Raw genomic sequence first — 18821 nt, 5'->3', positions numbered from 1 at the left:
GCTGGCCCGGACGCGGCCGGGCAAAACAGGGGATGATGGTGCGCAGAGGGCGGGGCATTGCACGGGGCTTTTTGGCGCTGTTGGCCCTGTTGAGCCTCTCCTCCCCCGCATGGGCGGCGGATCGCCAGGAGCTTTCCATCGCACTGTCCGGTCGATCCACCCTTGATGACCCGCATCAGGCCCGCACCGGCGCGGATTTCCAATATTTCGAACATATCTTTGATACGCTGGTAACCCGCGATGGCTTTGGCGTCACGCCCCGGCTGGCCATCGCCTGGAACAGCACGGATAACCGCATATGGTCATTCCGTATCCGCAATGATGCCCGGTTTTCCAACGGTCGTTCCGTAACCGCAACGGATGTGGCCTATTCCCTTTGCCGCTTTGAAACCCTGTCGCGGGAGATTGGCGGCAATTATCTGGGCCTCTCCCAGGTGGAGGTCACTGGCACCAGCAGCCTGACGCTGCATCTTGACAGCGCTTACCGGCTGCTGCCCGCCGCGCTCAGCCTGGTTTTCGTTGTGGCTGCACCGGCCGATGGGCGCGGCGTGGGCGGCCCCATGGGATGCGATCCGGCCAAGGTGCTGGCCGGGCGGGGCAACCCCCAGCTTGGCAGCGGTCCTTACGTCGCCGCCGACAGTCCGCAGGCCAATACCCGTCGCCTTGTGGCATCGCCTTACTATGGGGCGGAGGCACCGCCCTGGCGCTCCCTGAACCTGATCAGCGAACCCGACGCGCGGGAACGGCTGCGCCTGCTGTTGGCCGGCACCGTGGACATTATGGAAGATGTGCCGCCCTTCCAGCTGCCCTATTTCCAGCGCCAGCCCAATGTGCATCTGACGGAATTGCCCACCGACCGGGTGCTGTTGCTGACCTTCAACATGGCCCCCACCGGCATTGATGGGCAACCGAACCCGCTGGCCGACAGCCGGGTCCGCCGGGCCATCCATATGGCGATTGACCGTTGGGCCCTGGTGGAGCGGGGGCTGGCGGGGGTCGGCGGCCCCGCCTGGCAGTTGGCCCAACCGGGGATGGAAGGCTGGCTGCCCGCGCGGGCGACCGGCCCTGCCAGTGATATACAGGGCGCGCGCCACCTGCTGGCGGAAGCTGGATATCCGGATGGTTTTGCGGTGGATATCCTGATGCCGCGCACGCGCGTGACCAACCAGCCGCGCGTGGTGGAGCTGCTGGCCGGCATGTTGCGCGCCATCAACATCCAGGCACAGGTGGAACCCATTGAGGGGACGGCGACGCGTGAGCGCATCCGGAAAGGGGATTTCACCCTGGCGATGAGCGCCATCGGCCTGACCGCCGGATCGGCGATGGAGGGGCTGGAGGCCACCGCCGGCCCCCTGTTCCATCACACCGGCACCAATCCCAGCGGTTATGAGGATGCGCAGCTGACCGCCCTGCTGGCAAAGGCGCGCGCCGCACCACCGGCCGCCATTCCGGCCTTGGCGGCGCAGGCCGCCGCTATTCTGGACCGGGATATGCCGATGATCCCGCTGCTGCATATGCGCGATCTGGTCGCCCACCGGGCCGATCTGACCATCGCCGCCAGCGACACGGCCCGGGCCTTCGGGCGGATCACCTGGCCGGCGACGGCACAGTTGAACCCGCCCCCCTGACAGGGTGGGGATAGCCGCCGATCAGCCTGGACGTTTCACGGGGAACACATGTTCCGGACCCGGAAAGACCCTTGCCTGCACATCGGCCGTATAGGCGGCAGCGGCGGCCTCGATCTGCTCACCCAGCGCGGCATAACGCTTGACGAATTTCGGGGTGAAGCCGCCGAACAGGCCCAGCATGTCATCGCTGACCAGCACCTGCCCGTCACAGGCGGCACTGGCGCCGATGCCGATGGTGACGGCGGGAATACTCTCGGTGATCTGGCGGGCCAGCGGTTCCACCACCCCTTCCACCACCACGGAGAAGGCGCCAGCCTCGGCAATGGCGCGGGCGTCGCCCAGAATCTTGTGCTGTTCAGCATCCGACCGGCCGCGTGCGCGATAACCGCCCAGCGCATTCACCGCCTGCGGGGTCAGCCCGACATGGCCCATCACCGGAATGCCCCGGCGGACCAGGAAATCCACCGTGTCGGCCATTTCCTCCCCGCCTTCCAGCTTCACCGCCTGAGCGCCGGTTTCCGCCAGCACGCGGGCGGCGTTGCGGAAGGCCTGCTGCGGGCTTTCCTGATAGGTCGCCCAGGGCAGATCGACCACCACACAGGCCCGCGCAGACCCGCGCACCACGGCGGCACCATGGGCAATCATCATCTCCAGCGTCACGCCCAGCGTGCTGTCCAGTCCATAGACCACCATGCCCAGACTATCGCCGACCAGCAGGCAATCCACATGCGGATCCAGCAGCCGGGCCGTGGAAACAGTATAGGCGGTCAGGACCGAGATCGGCTGCTGGCCCTTGCGGGCGGCAATCTCCGGTACGCTGATGCGCTTGATCTGGGTGGTGGCGCTCATTCCGGTCCCTCTCACTGCTTTTTGCGCTGCGGCAAGCCGCTTGTTGCGGCAACCCCTAGCATGATTTCCATGCCAGGGGCAAAGCGGGGACCGATCGCATCACCATCCACCCGTTACTGCACCATGCGCATTTCGCCCCGTGCGCGCTTGGACGCCATGGGCGGTACGGGCCCGGCCGGTAGTTCGGCACTGCTGCGCACCCGGCGGGCCACCTTCTTATAGGCGCCGCTCTCAATCTGGCGGATACGTTCCTTGCTGACCCCATAATGCTGGGCCAGGGTTTCCAGGGTCACCGGGTTTTCCGCCAGATTGCGGGAGGCAAAGATATGCCGTTCGCGCTCCCCCAGAATGGTCAGCGCATCGCGCATCATGGCCCGCCGGTCGTTCAGCTCGCTGCGTTCAGCCAGGCTTTCTTCCACCGACTCCCGGTCGTCGGCCAGCAGGTCGATGGCTTCATGGTCGCCATCCTCCCCCACCGGCACATTCAGCGAGGTGACAGGCGTGGAGAAACGGTGCTCCATCTCCCGCACCTCCTCCACCGAGGTGCCCAGCGTCGTCGCCACGCGCAGCACGTCATCATCGTTCATCACCCGGTCCTCAATCCCCAGCTTGCGCTGGGTCTGGCGCAGGTTGAAGAACAGGCGCTTCAAGGCGGCCGTATTGCCGCCCTTGATCAGTGACCAGTTATGCAGCACGAAGCTCTGCACCTCTGCCCTGATCCACCACAGCGCATAGGTGGACAGGCGGAAGCCGCGCGACGGGTCAAAGCGCTGCACCGCCTTCACCAGACCGATATTCGCCTCAGAAATAAGATCGGCGATGGGCAGGCCGGAGCGGGCATATTTCGCGGCGATCTTCACCGCCAACCGCATATGGCTTTTCACCAGCTGGTCAAAGGCGCGGCGATCCTGCCGCTCCGTCCAGGCATGGGCGAGCTGCTGCTCCTCATCGGGGGGCAGCATCGGGAAACGGTTAGCCTGCGACGTGAAACTGCGCAGCAGGTCGACGGATTCAGTGTAGCTGGCCATGGCCTCTGTCCTCCTCTGGACGCGGCGCGATGCGGATAACCGGCCCGGCATTGGCACCGGCCACATCTCCCAATTTGGAACCGCTCCTTCTTGGAATGATTCTAAGATAGGGCGACGCAGGGTTATCCGCAAGACCCGGCGCGGCTATATACCAAAGGTCATAGCGCAGACCGGGGCCGGCAATAAAAAAGGGCGACCGGAATGCACCGGCCGCCCTTGATCAACAGAGTGGAGCCTGGAGAGTTCCCTGGGGGTTAACCCTGGATCGGCGCCATCGCCTCCAGCACCGTGCCTTCCGTCAGCAACTGCGGCAGCACCAGCGGTTCCGCCGCACCGGGCAGATAGAGCAGGTACAACGGCACGCCGCTGCGGCCATGGCTTTCCAGGATGCGGGCGATCTTGGCATCGCGGTTGGTCCAGTCACCCTTCAGATAGGTGATGCCCTTCTGTTTCATCGCCATCTTCACCGCCTCGGTCGACAGGGAGGTGCGTTCATTCACCAAGCAGGTGACGCACCAGGCGGCGGTGAAATTCACGAAAACCGGCTTGTTCTGGCCACGCAATTCGTCCAGGCGGGCTTCGCTAAAGGCTTCGTAATTCTTCGCCGGGCCGCTGCTGGCGGCCAGGGCGGCGGGGGCGGCATTCACCGCCGTGCGCCCGGCGCCCAGCACAGAGGCCACCACCAGCGCCAGCGCCACCAGCCCGCCGCCGACGCGCCAGCCGGTGCCCGACTGGCGGGTAACACCATAAAGCCAGCCGGCAAAGGCCACGGCCACCATGCCGGCCAGCACGGCAGCCACCGTATCCGGCCCCGCCTGCACCGACAGCACCCAGACCAGCCAGGCGGCCGAGGCATAGAGCGGGAAGGCCAGCGCCTGCTTCACCCGGTCCATCCACAGGCCGGGGCGCGGCATCCGGCGCAGCAGGGCGGGGCTGAAGGTCAGGGCCAGGAAGGGCAAGGCCATGCCCAGACCCAGGGCCAGAAACACGGCCATGGCCGCATACCAGGGCTGGGTGATGGCATAGCCGAGTGCCGTGCCCATGAAGGGTGCCGTACAAGGGGTCGCCACCACCGTGGCCAGCACGCCGGTGAAGAAGCTGCCGGCCAACCCGCCCTTGGAGGCCAACCCCTGGCCCACGCCCATGGCACTGGTGCCGATATTGAACACGCCCGACAGCGACAGGCCCAGCAGCAGCATGACATAGGCCAGGACGGCGACCACCAGCGGGTCTTGCAACTGGAAGCCCCAGCCGATGGCTGCCCCGCCGGCCCGCAGGGCCAGCAGCGCCCCGGCAATGGCCGCGAAACAGGCCAACACGCCAGCGGTATAAACCAGCCCATGCTGGCGGGCATGGCCCGGCCCGTGGCTGATCAGCGCCATTGCCTTCATCGACAAAACCGGGAAGACGCAGGGCATCAGGTTCAGGATCATGCCACCCAACAGCGCCAGCAGGATGGCACCGGCCAGGGAGGTGCCCGCCGTCTCCTTCGCCGCCGAGTCGAGCCTAGCCCCCGCCGCTGGGGCCGCCGCCGCACCTGCCCCAGTGTCAGCGCTGATGGCGAAGGCATGGCGCAGCGGCTTGCCGTCCAGCTCCTCCACAAAGGTCAGCACACCTTTGGCCGGACCGGCCGGCAAGGCACCGCCGGGGGTCAGCGCCAGGGTCAGCCCCTGCCCGTCCAGCTGCATCGGCTGGGCGGCATTGGACGCGGCGGTCTTGAAATCGTCGGGGAAGAAGAAGGCATCGCGGATCTTGCCCTGCGCCAGCTCCGGCGCCTGGATCACCAGCTTATGCTGCTTCTCCCCCGGCACCAGCCGCACCGGATAGGGGCTGGGCACCGGCAGGCTGGCCCGGGCTTCTGTAAACAAGGCCGCCGCCTCAGCCGCCGGCTTCGCAGCACCGTCCACAACCGGCACATCCAGGGTCAGCGTGGCCGACTCGGGAATACAAATGTCCTCACAGACCAGCCAATCGACTGCCGCCGTCAGGGTGACGGGGGCGCCGGGCTTGGCATCGGCCGGCAGCGTCAGCGGCACCAGCAGATGCACCGTATCCTTGTAACCAAAATTGACCAGCGGCCCGATGGGGAAGCGTTCCGGCGCCGGCCAGTTGATATCCCCCGCCTGCCAGCCGGCCGGCAGGGTCCAGCCGATGGAGGTGGCAATGCCACTATCGCCGGGATTGAGCCAGTAGGTATGCCAGTGCGGCCGGATTTTCTGGGTCAGGGCCACCCAGACCTGCTGGCCGGGGGCGGCCCCCTCGGTCTCCAGCGTCAGGCGGCTTTCGACATTCTCCGTGGCCACGGCCGGACCGGCAACCAGGGCCGCCGGGGCGGCACTGCTGGCAAGAACAGTCAGGGCCAGGGCGGCCGGCAGGAACAGCTTGGACATGGGCGGGTGATCTCCTTCGCACCCTAGATTTAATGCTGTCTGGGGCAAACGACCACCCCCTATGCAAAGGGTAGCGGCAAGGCGCCCCTGCACAGCGGTTGAACCAAGGCAGCAAGGCGGATAGGGTCGCTTGCCCGATGGCAGCCGGATGTCCATCTGCGGCAAACCATAACTTTCGGCTTAAGGCCTTCGCGCTCAAGGAAACGCCCCTATGACCACGCATCGTTCCAAGGTTTTGATCATTGGCGCCGGCCCGGCCGGCTATACGGCGGCGATCTATGCCGCGCGCGCCAGCCTGGAACCGGTGCTGGTCCAGGGGATGACGCCGGGCGGCCAGCTGACCATCACCAAGGATGTGGAGAACTACCCCGGCTTTGCCGACCCGGTGGAAGGCCCGCACCTGATGGAACAGATGCGCGCCCAGGCGGAACGCTATGGCACCAAGATGTTCTTCGACATCATCACCGATGTTGATTTCACCCAGCGCCCCTTCATCTGCAAGGCCGATAGCGGGGATGAGTTTGTCGCCGACGCGGTGATCATCGCCACCGGCGCCCAGGCCCGCTGGCTGGGCATTCCAGGCGAACAGCATTTCCAGGGTGCGGGCGTGTCGGCCTGCGCCACCTGCGACGGTTTCTTCTTCCGGGGCAAGGAAGTGGCCGTGGTCGGCGGTGGCAATACTGCGCTGGAAGAAGCACTCTACCTCACCCACCACGCGTCCAAGGTGACGCTGATCCACCGCCGCGACAGCTTCCGCGGCGAACGCATCCTGCAGGAGCGCGTGGCCGCCCACCCGAAGATCGAGGTGGTGTGGGACAGCGTGGTGGAGGAAATCCTGGGTGTGGGCGGTGACAGCTTCACCGACCCCAAGCGCGTCACCGGCGTACGCCTGCGCAATGTGAAGACCGATGCCGTGTCGGACCGCAGCCTGGACGGCGTGTTCGTCGCCATCGGCCACGACCCAGCGACCAAGCTGTTCAAGGGCAAGCTGCGCATGGACGATGAGGGCTATCTGATCACCGCCCCCGACAGCACCCGCACGGACATTGATGGCGTCTATGCCGCCGGCGATGTGAAGGACAAGGTGTTCCGTCAGGCGGTCACCGCCGCCGGCATGGGCTGCATGGCAGCCCTGGAAGTGGAAAGGTTCCTGGCCGGCCATTGATTCGGCGGCAGATGGTTCACTGACCGAATCAGGCCGGTGCGGACGGGTATTTTTGCCGGAGGATGGCCGGTGCGACCCGTCCGCACACCCAAGTGTGACCTGAAGGTTACGTCCATCAGGTCATAAACTGTTGCAAGGACAATACGATACCTTGCGGTAATGACGGTTTTTAGCGACAAGCCCTAGCAATGGCGGAAAGCCCCGTATATCATCCATGCGTCGGCTGCATTCCCGCTGCCGATCAACAGACGGGGTGTCCACCGCAGGGCGCCACTTTCTAGGGACGGGTCCATGGATTGGGACAAGCTTCGCGTCTTTCACGCAGTGGCGGAGGCGGGCAGCTTCACACATGCGGGGGAAACCCTGAATCTCAGCCAGTCTGCCGTGAGTCGGCAGATCAGCGCGCTGGAGGAAAGCCTCCACGTGCCGCTGTTCCACCGCCATGCGCGTGGACTGATTCTGACTGAGCAGGGCGAACTACTGTATCGCACCGCACGTGAGGTCTTTGCCAAGCTCTCGATGACGGAGGCTATGCTCTCCGAGTCGAAGGAGCACCCGAAGGGCCCGCTGAAGGTCACCACCACCATCGCGTTGGGGTCCACCTGGCTGACCCCGCGGGTGAAGGATTTCCTCACACTCTACCCGGATGTGCAGCTGACGCTGCTGCTGGACGATAACGAGCTGGACCTGTCGATGCGGGAGGCGGATATCGCCATCCGTCTGTCGGCCCCGCGTCAGCCCGATCTGATCCAGCGCCATCTGATGACGGTGCGTGTGCATCTCTATGCTCACAAATCCTACATCGAAAAGCGCGGGATGCCGCAATCGGTGGCGGAGCTGGACCAGCACGACCTGATCGCCTATCCGAACGAGGCGCGGGCCCCGGTCAGCAACATCAACTGGGCGCTGCATGTCGGCGATCCGCCGGGCGGCGAACGCCACACGGCGCTGCGCGTCAACAGCCTGTACGCCATGTTCCGCGCTGCGCAGAGCGGCCTGGGCATCGCCTCGCTGCCTGATTATGTGGTGGATGGCCAGTCGGACATGGTCCGGGTGTTGCCGGAAATCAGCGGGCCGCGCATCGATGCCTATTTCGTCTATGCGGAGGAGCTGCGCCATTCCAAGCGCATCGCCGTGTTCCGTGATTTCCTGGTCAAGAAGGTTGCCGAAACCTTCCCCGCGACCCATGCACAAAACGCATAACTCACGCTTCGCATCACCCCTGGTGAAATGCGCGGGAATGCTTAAATCTTAGGCCACCTGCTGCTGCAATGCAGCGCGGGTGTTTCGCCCCGATTTACCCGGTCGGGGTTGGGTCCTTGACCCAGCGTCTCCCAGACGTGAAGCCTCCCTGTTCAACTCGGCCGGAAACCCTTGGGTTTTCCGGCCGTTTTTTTATCCAGGGCCTGGATTGACGGCTGCCCAAGGGGCGGGCAATGGCTGCCGCCTGATAAGGCAGAATCGCAACCTTCCCCCCTGCTTTCGCGCTATTGCGGATCGATAGGCATCGGCCCATGATTCGGCCCATGTCCATCAACGGCGTCACCGGCAGCTATACCGCCCCCAGCCCGCCCCCACCGGAACCCGCACCGGGCCGGCGATCGGCGGACCCTGCGCCGGCCCCACCCCCACCGAATCCCGCCCCGGCCTCCCGCCTGCCGGATCGCAGCCTGCCCCCGGCGCCACCGGTCCCCATCGGGCCGGTACAGCTGACACCGATGCCCCCACCCATGCCACCGGCCCCCATGCCGGGCAGCCTGGTCAATATCGTGGTATAACCGGATTCGCGATCAAGCGGTCCGGCTTGTCCCCTCTGGGATAGGCGGCTCTGAAACCAAGGGGGTGGGCAAAAACGAAAAGGGGGCAGCGCGGCCACGCTGCCCCCCTTCATAAGGCTTCCCCACTCACCATCAATCCCGGCCGATGCCCACATGCATCACATCGATGGTGCCGACGCGGAAGCCGGCGGCGCAGTACCAGAGATATTGTTCCCACATGCGCTTGAACCGCTCGTCAAAGCCCTGGCGGGCCAAATCGGGCCAGGCGGCCTGGAAACGCTCCTGCCATTCCAGCAGGGTACGGGCATAGTGCAGGCCATAGCCCTCACCCCCGCGCCAGACCAGCCCCGCCGCCTCGATCTCCGCCCGCAGGCGGGTGGGGCTGGGCAACATGCCGCCGGGGAAAATATAGCGCTGGATATAGTCGGCACCCCGGCGATAGCCCTCGAAATGCTCTTCCCCGATGGTGATGATCTGTAAAGCACCGCGCCCACCCGGCTTCAGCCGGTCATGCAGGGAGGCGAAGAAGGTGGGCCAATAACGCTCGCCCACCGCCTCAAACATCTCGATGCTGGCGATGCGGTCGAACTGGCCCTTTGTGTCGCGGTAATCCTGCAGGCGGATGTCCACCTTCTCCCCCAGCCCTTCACGCTGGATGCGGGCGCAGGCATAATCATACTGCGCCTGGCTGATGGTGATGCCGGTGACGCGGGCGCCGACATGCTTGGCGGCATATTCGGCAAAGCCACCCCAGCCGCAGCCAACCTCCAGCACATGCTGGCCGGGGGCCAGATCCATGCGCTGGGCGATGGCGGCATATTTGCGGGTCTGCGCCGCCGTCAGCGACTCCGGCTTTTCCAGGTCGGCATAGAGTGCGGCGGAATAGGTCATGCTGGGGTCCAGCCAGCCTTCGTAGAAATTATTCCCCAGATCATAATGATAGGCGATGTTGCGCCGGCTGCCGCGCTTGCTGTTGGGCCGGGCGGCGTGCATCAGGAATTGCAGCAGCTTCACCCAGGTGCGCCCGTTCATGGCGCGGTCCAGCTCCGCCTCATTGCGCAGCGCCATTTCGAACAGCGCCAGCGTGTCCGGGCTGGACCAGTCCCCCTCCAGATAGCTTTCGCAGAAGCCCAGCTTGCCGCCGCTCAACATGCGGGCGGCCAGCCGGTCATTGCGCACATACAGCACGCCATGCGGCCCCGGCTCCGTGCCATCGAACCGGTGGCTGGTCCCGTTGGGCAGCACGATGGTCAGGGCACCGACGCGGATATTGGGGGCCATGGCCAGCAGCACCCCCATCAGCCGGGACGGGCGGTAATCTGCGGCATCGGCAAGGCCGAGATAACGGGATTCGGTCTGTTCGGTCATGGCTCCACCATAGGCTTGGCGGTTATTGAAGTTGTTCAGTTTTGTCGTTCGGCAAGCCGTGTTTTCAGCCGCACGGGCGGATCAGGCCGGCGATGGAATTTCGCCCCCTTGCGCCACAGGTGCCAGGCCTGCCAATGGATGGCGGTGATGGCCTTCAAAGTGACCAGCGGATGCAGGGCCAGCGCCCGCCACAGGCTGGCGCTGGTCAGGGGCCGGCGCCGCCCTGTCTGGGTTGCCACCAATAATTCACCTTCCCCATCCACCAGCCTGATATCCAGGGTCAGCTTGTCACCCGGCTGGCCGGTGCGGAAGTGGTAATCCCCCGCAATATCAAAAAAGGGGGAGACGTGGAATTCCTTGCCATGGGCGTGTCTGGCCCCTTGGCGTGCATCCCAGCCGCCGGGCGTGGGCACGGTGTAGCAATGCTGGTCGCCGAAAGTGTTCTTCACCTCGTACAGCAGGGCGCGCAGGCCCCCGTCCGGCCCGTGGCAGTAATAGACGGTCAGCGGATTGAAGGCGTAGCCCAGCACCCGCGGCATGGCCAGCATCAGGATGCGCCCCCCCTCCAGCACCACGCCCTTTTCCGCCAGCATCCCCTCCACCCAGGGGCGTAGAGGCGAACCGTCACGCCGGCCATGGTCGCGCGCCCGGATGGACAGCAGGCCCGGCCGTTCATGGACCAGCGGCCAGGGCAGATGGTCCAGCCGGTCAATATCCAGCAGCAGCGTATAGAGGCGATAGCTGAAGGCATGGCGGAACGGCCGGTGCCTGGCGTGGAACACCCGGCAGAGGTAAAGCGCGTGGTCCGGTTCCGCCGCCGCCATGCCGGTCACGCCGCCGCCACCTGGGCCTTGCCGCCGCGCGGGCGGGCATTGCGCCCGGCGGGCGAGACGTCGGTAACAGTCCAGGGCCGCCGGGCGCCCAAGGCTTCGGCCACCGCCAGCCCGGCCGACAGGCCATCCTCATGGAAGCCATAGCCCATATAGGCGCCACAGAACCAGGTACGGCGCACGCCCTGGATATCGGCGATGCGGCTTTGCGCCTGCAGGGCGGCCGCATCGAACATCGGGTGGTCGTAGATGAATTCCTTGATGCGATATTCCGGCCTTGGTTCCCGGATCGGGTTCAGGGTGACAAATAGCGGGGTGGAGGCCTCAATCCCCTGCAGCTCATTCATCCAATAGGTGACGGAGACCTTGGCCCGGCGTTCGCGCGTGCCATTGGCCAGATAGTTCCAGGCCGACCAGGCCTTGGGCCGCACCGGCATCAGGGCCGGGTCGCTATGCAGGCAGGCGCGGTTCAACTGATAGCGGAAGGCGCCCAGCACCTGCTGTTCGTCCGGCGTGGCATCGGTCAGCATGGCCAGCGCCTGATCGGCATGGGCGCCGATCACCACATGGTCATAATGGCTGGTCCGGCCGGTGGCATCCTGGATTTCCACCCCGCTGGGGGTGCGGTGCAGGCTGGTGATGGCGCAATTGATCAGGCAGCGGTCGCCCAGCGTATCGGCCAGCACCCGCACATAGGTGCGGCTGCCGCCCTTCACGGTGAACCATTGCGGCCGGTTCTTCACCTTCAGCAGCCCGTGATTTTGGAAGAAACGCACGAAGCTCTGTGCCGGGAAGGACAGCATCTCCGAGATGGTGGAAGACCAGATGGCCGCCCCCATCGGCAGCAGATGATCATAGATGAAGCGATGGCCATAGCGGCCGGCATCCAGATATTCGCCCAGCGTCAGATCAATGGCGCGCGGGTCACGCAGCAGCTTGGGCGCTTCCTTGTAGAAGCGCATGATGTCGCGCAGCATCAGGTGATAGGTGGGCGACAGCAGGTTACGCTTCTGGGCGAACATGCCGGCCAGATTGCTGCCGGAATATTCCAGCCGGCCCCGATCCAGGCTGACGGCGAAGCTCATCGTGCAGGGGGTGGAGGGCACGCCCAGATGATCGAACAGGGCGATCAGGTTGGGATATGTCGCCTCGTTAAAGACGATGAAGCCGGTATCCACCGGCACGGTGCGGCCATGGGCGCCGGGGGCGTCCACCGTATTGGAATGGCCGCCCAGATAGTCATTCTGTTCATAGACCGTGACGTCGTACCCGTGGCGCCGCAGCAGCCAGGCGGCACTGAGACCGGAAATGCCGGCACCAATGACAGCGATTTTCATAAGCTGAACCCTTCCTTAATCCGCTGTCGGCCCTGCACCGCCCTTGATCGCCTGAAAGGCATCCAGGGCGCGCTGGCGTCCCATCGCATGGTCGATGACCGGCCGGGGATAATGATGCCCCAACACGATCCCGGCGTCCCGCAGCACCATGGTCGGTGCCTCCCAGGGCGCGTGGATATATTTGGCCGGCAATTGTTTCAGTTCCGGTACCCAGTGCCGGACATAATGCCCCTCGGCATCGAATTTCTGGCCCTGAAGCACCGGGTTGAACACGCGAAAATAGGGTGCGGCATCGGCCCCGCAACCCCCGATCCATTGCCAGCCCGCCGCATTATTGGCCAGATCGGCATCGACCAGCGTATCCCAGAACCAATCCTGCCCCGCCTGCCAGGGCAGCAGCAGATGCTTGACCAGCAGGGAACCGACGATCATCCGCACGCGGTTATGCATCCAGCCCGTGGCCCAGAGCTGGCGCAGCCCGGCATCGACAATGGGATAACCGGTGCGCCCCCGCTGCCAGGCGGCCAGCAGGGCCGGATCGTCGGCCCAGGGGAAAGCCTCAAAGGCCGGATTCAGCGGCCGTTCCGGCAGGGTAGGGAAATTGTACAGCAGGGAATAGCAGAATTCCCGCCAGCCGATTTCCCGCAGGAATCCGTCAATCTGGATCGTCGCGGCATCGGAAAGGGTGGCCGCCCGCGCCTTGGCCCGGTGCCAGATCTGCCGGGGGGAGATTTCGCCGAAATGCAGGTGCGGCGACAGGCGCGAGGTGCCGTCCAGCCCCGGCATGTCGCGGTCCTGTTTGTACTGCGCCGCCGGCCCGGACAGGAAGCGTTCCAGCCGGGCCATGGCCGCCGCCTCCCCGATGCCGTCCGCCCGCCAGAAGGCGCGCATCCCACCGGCCCAGTCGGGCTTGGTCGGCAGCAGCGCCCAATCGGCCAATGCATCGCCGGCGGGGGCGGCGGCCAGCGGCGCCAGCCGCGCCGGGGCGGGCAGGGCGGGGGCCGGGTTCATGGCCGCCAGACAGGCCCGCCAATAGGGGGTGAAGACCTTGAAAGCCGTGCCGGCCCCCGTCATCACCTCCCACGGTTCCTTCAGCAGGGAACCGTTGAAGCTGCGCGCGTTGATGCCATCATCGGACAGGGCCGCCTTCAGCCGGCTGTCGCGTTCCACGGCGAACGGCTCATAGCAGCGGTTCCACACCACCTCTGCGGCACCCGTCTGCCGGGCCAGATCGCGGATCACCGCATCACCCGGCCCGCGCAGCAGCAACAGGCGGCTGCCGCGTGCCGCCAGATCGGCGGCCAGGGCGGTCAGGCTGTGATGCAGCCACCAGCGACTGGCCCCGCCCGCCCGCCAGGGGCCGGGCGTCACATCATCCAGCACATAGACCGGCAGCACCGGCCGGCCGGTCTGGGCGGCATGATGCAGCGCCGGGTTGTCGGCCAGCCGCAAATCCTGGCGGAACCAGACAATGATCGGGGCGTCTGCTTGTGTCGTCATCAACGGCCAGGGGCTCCGGTAATCTTTTCCATCAACGGCTTATACGGTGCCGGTGTGACATTGGATCAGCGGCTTGTTTCGACCTAAGGTCTATCGTTGATTAATACCAAAGTCATGGGCGCTGATTGTTGATTCGGCGGAATCGAGCCCTATCTATTGAATGTGCCCGGCACCAATGGCGGATACTGGCCCTCCCCCGGCCTGGACTTCCCCCCCGTTCCGCCGCCGGGCACCCGACGGCCCGGATGCATCCCCCGCTCCGGGCCGTCATTATTTAAATCTCCCTTGATCGGGACCGATCAAGGGAGATTTCGAGTTCCCTCACGCGCCGGGCGCTGCCTCCGGCAGCTTGGCTTACGCGGGCATGTGCCCGCGGGCCGGCAGTCGCCGGCCTCCAATCCGCCAAGGGCCAAACCCTCGGCGGATTGGTATTTCATCGGGCATCCCCCTTTTATCCGCCCACCCGCCGCAACGCCTGCCGCGTGGCGGCATCGGCGGTCAGCCGTGCGGCGGGCAGCAGGTGCAGCCGCTCCGTCCCCAACGCCCAGGTCAGTATGTCCGCGCCAAACAGCGTGCGGATGGCCGGGTCCAGCACGTTCAGCCCCCCCGTATAGGCGCCGAAGGCTGGCAGGATCAGCCGTTGCCCGTCGCTGACGAAACAGCGGGCGGACAGGCGGCGGCCGCGCACCTGGGTCACCGCCTTGGGATGGTAATGGCCAGAAATCTCCCCCGCCGGGTCCACCCCCTCCGCCGCGTGGCGCAGCAGCAGGGGGCCGTGGCGGATGCTGTCCGTCACCATCCCGCCCCAGCCGGGCGGTGGGGCGGGATCATGGTTGCCGCTGATCCAGACCCAATCATGGCTGCTGGTCAGCGCCGCGATTCGCCGCCCATCGTCGCCGCTGATGCGGCTGGCGGCGTCGGCATCATGGAAACTGTCGCCCAGGCAGATCACCCGTCGGGGCTGCCAGCGCTGGCAGGCCTGTTCCAGCCGGGCCAGCGTGGCCGCCGTGTCATAGGGGGGCAGCAACTGGCCGAACCGGGCATAGGCGGAACCCTTTTCCAGGTGCAGATCGGCGACCAGCAACCAGCCCTGTTCCGGCCAGAACAGGGCCCCGCTGAGATCGGGCAGCAGCAGGGTGCCGTTCAGGGGAATGCGCGCGTCGCTCATGCCGGATCAGGCGATGGTGACGCGGCCATCATCGGCCAGCGGCCAATAAGGATTATAGGCGATTTCCCAATAATGCCCGTCGGGATCGGCGAACATGCCGCTATAGCCACCCCAGAACTGTTCCGCCGCCGGGCGCACCAGCCGACCGCCCTGGGTCAGGGCGAAAGACAGCAGCGTGTCGACATCGGCCTTGTGGAAGACATTATGGGCCAGCATGGACGGGCCCGGCGGCACATGGTCGGCATCCCCGGCCATTTCCCGCAGGTAAGCCGCCCGCCCCAGCAGGCACAGGCCCAACGGGCCGAGCTGGAAAAAACAGGCCTCCCCGGCGCCCTCTGCGGTCACGCCCCAGCCCAGCCCTTCATAAAAGGCACGGGCCCGCGCCAGATCGGCGACGTGCAGGGTGATCAGGGTGACGCGCTGTTCCATTGCAGGGGGATCTTTCGCGGCGAGAAGGTTCGCCATTGGAACATCCCGCGAACAAATCTGCAAGCGCAGGGATGACAGCAAAGGGCCGCACCCGGCGGCGCGGCCCGTTCCTGATCCTTACGGGAGAGCTTATGATTTCCCGATGGAGGCGCGCAGCATCCAGGCGGCCTTTTCATGATAGGCCATGCGCTGGTTCATCAGGTCTTCAGTCACGGTGTCGCCGGCCTGATCGGCCAGTTCCACCACGGCACGACAGGCGCGCGTCACCTGTTCATTGTCGCGCACCAGCTGTTCCAGCATGGCCCGGTCGTCGGGCACGCCATGTTCATCCTCGATCCCGGTCAGTTTCAGGAACTGCGACAGGCTGCCGGGGGCGAAATGGCCCAGCGCCCGGATGCGTTCGGCCAGCTCATCCACCGCCTCGGTCAGATCCTCATATTGGGTCTGGAACATGGCGTGCAGGGAATGGAAACGGTCGCCGGTGACGTTCCAATGGAAGCCGTGGGTCTTGCCCAACAGCGTATAGCTGTCGGCCAGCACCCCGGCCAGTCCCTCCGCCAGGGCCTGGCGCTGGTCGCGGTCGATCCCCGTCTGCACCGGCAGCAATTCGGTGGAAGGGGGCGTGTGGTCGGTGTCAGAGGCAACGATGGTGGGCTTGGTATTGGCCATGATCGGGTGCTCCGCTGGGTGGCAGGAACCGGCAGGCGCCGGCTTTGCCTGTCTGAAACGCCCCCAGGGCGGATTTGTGCCCGGAAAAGTCGGGGTTCCGGATGAGCCTATCCGCATGGACCCGGCCGGGCGTCATGCGAGCGCCATCGAATATTTATGACACCCAGGCCGCATCTGACACAAACTATTGTAATTCGGCTGGTTGTATGTAGCACAACTTTGCCATCCCTTGGGTATCCCCCGCCCAAGCCCATGTTTCACATGGATCATTTGACCTTTCACCTTCTGGTGTTTTGTTGCAATATAACGAAACACAGTAATCTGGGGCGTCCTGGTGCTGACCCATCTGATCGGCTTCGTTCAGTTCGCGGTGGTAACCTTCCTGGCAGGCGTCGGGGTCAATTTGCTCGTCGCCACCATGTCCCATCTCTATGCCCGGCTGCTGCGCGGCCAGGCCCGGGAGGCGCAGTTGCGGGCGCGGCTGGCCCGCTATGCGCGGCTGGCCAATGGCTTGGCCGCGCGGGTGGAGGATCGCAAGGCCCGCGCCGCCGGGGCCGCCAGCCAGCTGTTCGGCGCCCAGCGCAATGAGAAGGCCTTGCGCGCCCGCATCCGGGAGCTGGAGAACTCGCCCTATCGCTTCGTGCGCACGCTGGGGGCGGAGCAGTTCCCCAACAAGCCCTATGAATTCCTGGTGGTGAATACATCCGTCGCCCATCAGGTGAAGCGGGGGGAACGTCACGCCTTTTATGACAGCAGCTGGGCCCAGCCCTGCCCGGTACATGTCTGGGCGCCCGGGCCCGAGGAAGCCAAGGCGGAGTTTGAGCGGGTCTATCCCCGCGCCTCCGGCTTCAAGGCCGTTTTCGCCCAGTTGCTGACCGGGGTTGCCGCGCCCAGCAGCGATGCAGCAACAGCCGAGATGGATGTGACCACCGAGGAGCCCGCCGCGATGGAGCCGGCATGAGCCCGACCACCCTGTTCCTGATCGGGGCAATGCTGGTGATCCTCTCCCTCCGCCCCACTGTGCGGCGGGCGCGCAAGACGATCCGGGAAACGAAGCGCGCCATCCGGGAACTGCGCCGCCGCCAGCAGGCCTTGAGCCAGAAGGTCCGTTCCCTGGCACGCGAAAGCCTGAGTCAGCGGCTGACGGCGGGGCAGGATGACATTGAGGCAACAGCGCTGAGCGACAAGCTGGGAGAGCTGCAGCGCCGCCTGATGGAGCTGGAGGCGGAGGATCGGCGGGTGCTGGTGCTGGATGAACGGCGCGGCCTGTCGGAAACGGGCTGGATTATCTGTGTCCGCCGCCGACGCGACGCGGCCTCGCCCCTGGAACCGGACAATGTCACCACCCTTTGGGATGATGGCCGCTATGTCTTTTATTTTGCGGCCGATGCGGCCCGGGCCAAACGCAAGGCTCTGGTGCGCTTTCCCGAAGAGGCAGGTTATCTGATCGTGCAGGTGAAGCCGCATCAGGGCGACCTTGCCGATCCCCCCGCCCTTAATCTGGAAAAGCGGCAAAGTGCCTGAGCGCCGTTGACATTGACCGGCCAGCACCGGGAATGGCGATGCGACGATAAGAAAGCGGCATTCCCCCCTTCAAGCCACAAATGCCATCTGCTCAATCCGTACCAGCCGCCGGCCGGCCAGGGCCAGATCGCCCAGGCGAAACGCATCCAGCAGCAGGCGGAGTTCCGCCTGCATCTCCGTCCTGATCTCCCCCTTCAACCGCTCCTGCGCGGCTGGGGTGGCCGCCACGGCCCGCCGCAATTCCCAATCACCCCCGTTGGCCGGCCGCGGCGGGGCGGCATCGGCCATCGTCAGCAGCGCCCTTGCCCGGCGGGCCGGGTCGCGCAACTGCGCCAGCGCATCGGCCAGGGCGTGGCGCTGGCGTTCGGCCACTTCCGCCACCGCCTCCCCCTTCCCCGCAAAGCGGGCGGGGGCGAGGATACGGCTGAAACCGGCCTGCTGCCGGTCCAGCACGTCAGTGGCGATCTCAAATGACGGGGCCAGCCCCAGCCGGGTGAAAGGATCAACGTCCCCCGGCGGCTGGATGGTGCCGCAGCCATGGCAGAACAGGGCCCGCGCGGCCACCCCGGCCCCACAATGCCAGCAGGGCGGCGGTTCAGGCTGGCCATCGCGCGGTGTCGTCATATCCATTCCATCAGTTCCTTGTGACCCTGGCCCCCCATCCGGTGTGATGGCGTCGGTGGGGTGGGCTGCCGCTTAATGCTGATCCGGCCAGAAGGCCCCATCCATGATCTGCTCAAAAGACCAGGGGCATTCCGCCGGAAAGGTTTCTTCCGCTATCGATGTTTCGCGTGCGGCCGCGATGATGGCGACGGCATAGGCGTTCGCCATAGAGTCGGGCAAGCGCGACTTGAGGCTGGGATTGTCAGACAGGTGGTCGGCAACCTCCCGCCGCTGTTCCTTGATCGTCAATTGCCAGGAAACACAGCGACCGGCAGGCTGAAACTGCCATTTCAGCAGATGCATCAGCAGAACCTTCAAGCGGCTGATCAGTTCGCGCTTTTCGGTCTTGCCCATGCTCTCGATTTCCTCGGCAATATTGTCGATATCCGCCGCCGACAGCTTGCCGGCACGCAGCAAGGCCGCCTGCTCCATGGCCCAGGCATAGAAATCCGTCTCATAGAGATTTCCACTCATACGCTGCCTCCATCTATCTAA

General features: G+C 65.4%; 18 protein-coding genes. 6 read left to right on the top strand and 12 right to left on the bottom strand.

Translation table 11 applies throughout. From position 1 onward, the window contains the following. Positions 1–32: 32 nt before the first annotated feature. Positions 33–1628, top strand: a complete 1596-nt coding sequence (locus PCJ49_RS11370) for an ABC transporter substrate-binding protein (protein WP_269911032.1) — start codon at positions 33–35, stop codon at positions 1626–1628. Between the two features lie 21 nt (positions 1629–1649). Here the strand turns inward: PCJ49_RS11370 and panB are convergent, their stop codons facing one another. From panB to PCJ49_RS11355, 3 genes are all read right to left on the bottom strand, one after another. Next, on the bottom strand, positions 1650–2477 hold the full coding sequence (gene panB, locus PCJ49_RS11365) for a 3-methyl-2-oxobutanoate hydroxymethyltransferase (protein ID WP_269911031.1): 828 nt from the start codon (positions 2475–2477) through the stop codon (positions 1650–1652). Between the two features lie 113 nt (positions 2478–2590). After that, positions 2591–3505: an RNA polymerase factor sigma-32 gene (locus PCJ49_RS11360; protein WP_269911030.1), complete on the bottom strand. Its 915-nt coding sequence runs from the start codon at positions 3503–3505 to the stop codon at positions 2591–2593. 254 nt (positions 3506–3759) lie between these two features. After that, positions 3760–5895: a protein-disulfide reductase DsbD domain-containing protein gene (locus PCJ49_RS11355; RefSeq protein ID WP_269911029.1), complete on the bottom strand. Its 2136-nt coding sequence runs from the start codon at positions 5893–5895 to the stop codon at positions 3760–3762. 211 nt (positions 5896–6106) lie between these two features. On the opposite strand from PCJ49_RS11355, the gene trxB reads away from it, so the two are divergent. The 3 genes from trxB (at position 6107) to PCJ49_RS11340 (ending at position 8838) form a co-directional block, all read left to right on the top strand. Then, positions 6107–7060, top strand: a complete 954-nt coding sequence (gene trxB / locus PCJ49_RS11350) for a thioredoxin-disulfide reductase (protein ID WP_089287623.1) — start codon at positions 6107–6109, stop codon at positions 7058–7060. A 291-nt stretch (positions 7061–7351) separates the two neighbouring features. Next, a complete protein-coding gene (locus PCJ49_RS11345) occupies positions 7352–8263 on the top strand; it encodes a LysR family transcriptional regulator (RefSeq protein WP_089287624.1) in 912 nt (303 codons plus the stop codon). Positions 8264–8586: 323 nt separating this feature from the next. Beyond that, positions 8587–8838, top strand: coding sequence for a hypothetical protein (locus PCJ49_RS11340; RefSeq protein ID WP_269911028.1), 252 nt, complete (start codon positions 8587–8589; stop codon positions 8836–8838). A 132-nt stretch (positions 8839–8970) separates the two neighbouring features. Here PCJ49_RS11340 and PCJ49_RS11335 read toward each other — a convergent pair whose 3' ends face one another. From PCJ49_RS11335 to PCJ49_RS11305, 7 genes are all read right to left on the bottom strand, one after another. Continuing rightward, positions 8971–10206 (bottom strand): class I SAM-dependent methyltransferase, encoded by a 1236-nt coding sequence (locus tag PCJ49_RS11335; protein WP_269911027.1) that lies wholly within the window; start codon positions 10204–10206, stop codon positions 8971–8973. Between the two features lie 35 nt (positions 10207–10241). Further along, positions 10242–11030, bottom strand: a complete 789-nt coding sequence (locus PCJ49_RS11330; RefSeq protein ID WP_269911179.1) for a DUF1365 domain-containing protein — start codon at positions 11028–11030, stop codon at positions 10242–10244. A 5-nt stretch (positions 11031–11035) separates the two neighbouring features. After that, on the bottom strand, positions 11036–12373 hold the full coding sequence (locus PCJ49_RS11325; RefSeq protein ID WP_269911026.1) for an FAD-dependent oxidoreductase: 1338 nt from the start codon (positions 12371–12373) through the stop codon (positions 11036–11038). Between the two features lie 15 nt (positions 12374–12388). Further along, positions 12389–13873, bottom strand: a complete 1485-nt coding sequence (locus tag PCJ49_RS11320) for a deoxyribodipyrimidine photo-lyase (RefSeq protein WP_269911025.1) — start codon at positions 13871–13873, stop codon at positions 12389–12391. A gap of 451 nt (positions 13874–14324) precedes the next feature. Further along, positions 14325–15041, bottom strand: coding sequence for a ligase-associated DNA damage response endonuclease PdeM (gene pdeM, locus PCJ49_RS11315; RefSeq protein WP_269911024.1), 717 nt, complete (start codon positions 15039–15041; stop codon positions 14325–14327). Positions 15042–15047: 6 nt separating this feature from the next. Further along, entirely contained in the window at positions 15048–15506 is a 459-nt protein-coding gene (locus PCJ49_RS11310) for a VOC family protein (protein WP_269911023.1), read from the bottom strand. 93 nt (positions 15507–15599) lie between these two features. Beyond that, the gene (locus PCJ49_RS11305) at positions 15600–16139 is read right to left on the bottom strand and encodes a Dps family protein (RefSeq protein WP_269911022.1); all 540 of its coding nucleotides are present in this window, start codon (positions 16137–16139) and stop codon (positions 15600–15602) included. A gap of 334 nt (positions 16140–16473) precedes the next feature. On the opposite strand from PCJ49_RS11305, the gene PCJ49_RS11300 reads away from it, so the two are divergent. Further along, complete coding sequence (locus PCJ49_RS11300; protein ID WP_269911021.1) at positions 16474–17100, top strand: hypothetical protein; 627 nt, start codon at positions 16474–16476, stop codon at positions 17098–17100. Next, complete coding sequence (locus tag PCJ49_RS11295; protein WP_269911020.1) at positions 17097–17663, top strand: hypothetical protein; 567 nt, start codon at positions 17097–17099, stop codon at positions 17661–17663. Before PCJ49_RS11300 ends, PCJ49_RS11295 begins: the two co-directional genes overlap by 4 nt. 69 nt (positions 17664–17732) lie before the next feature. Here the strand turns inward: PCJ49_RS11295 and PCJ49_RS11290 are convergent, their stop codons facing one another. Both PCJ49_RS11290 and PCJ49_RS11285 read right to left on the bottom strand, forming a co-directional pair. Further along, a complete protein-coding gene (locus PCJ49_RS11290; protein WP_269911019.1) occupies positions 17733–18293 on the bottom strand; it encodes a molecular chaperone DnaJ in 561 nt (186 codons plus the stop codon). Between the two features lie 66 nt (positions 18294–18359). Continuing rightward, positions 18360–18800, bottom strand: coding sequence for a DUF29 domain-containing protein (locus tag PCJ49_RS11285; RefSeq protein WP_269911018.1), 441 nt, complete (start codon positions 18798–18800; stop codon positions 18360–18362). Positions 18801–18821 lie beyond the last annotated feature (21 nt).

It is taken from the genome of Niveispirillum sp. BGYR6, from assembly GCF_027568365.1.
Taxonomy (GTDB): Bacteria; Pseudomonadota; Alphaproteobacteria; order Azospirillales; family Azospirillaceae; genus Niveispirillum.
Note: the sequence above shows the minus strand (reverse complement) of the source record. Positions and strands in the feature narration are given on the sequence as shown.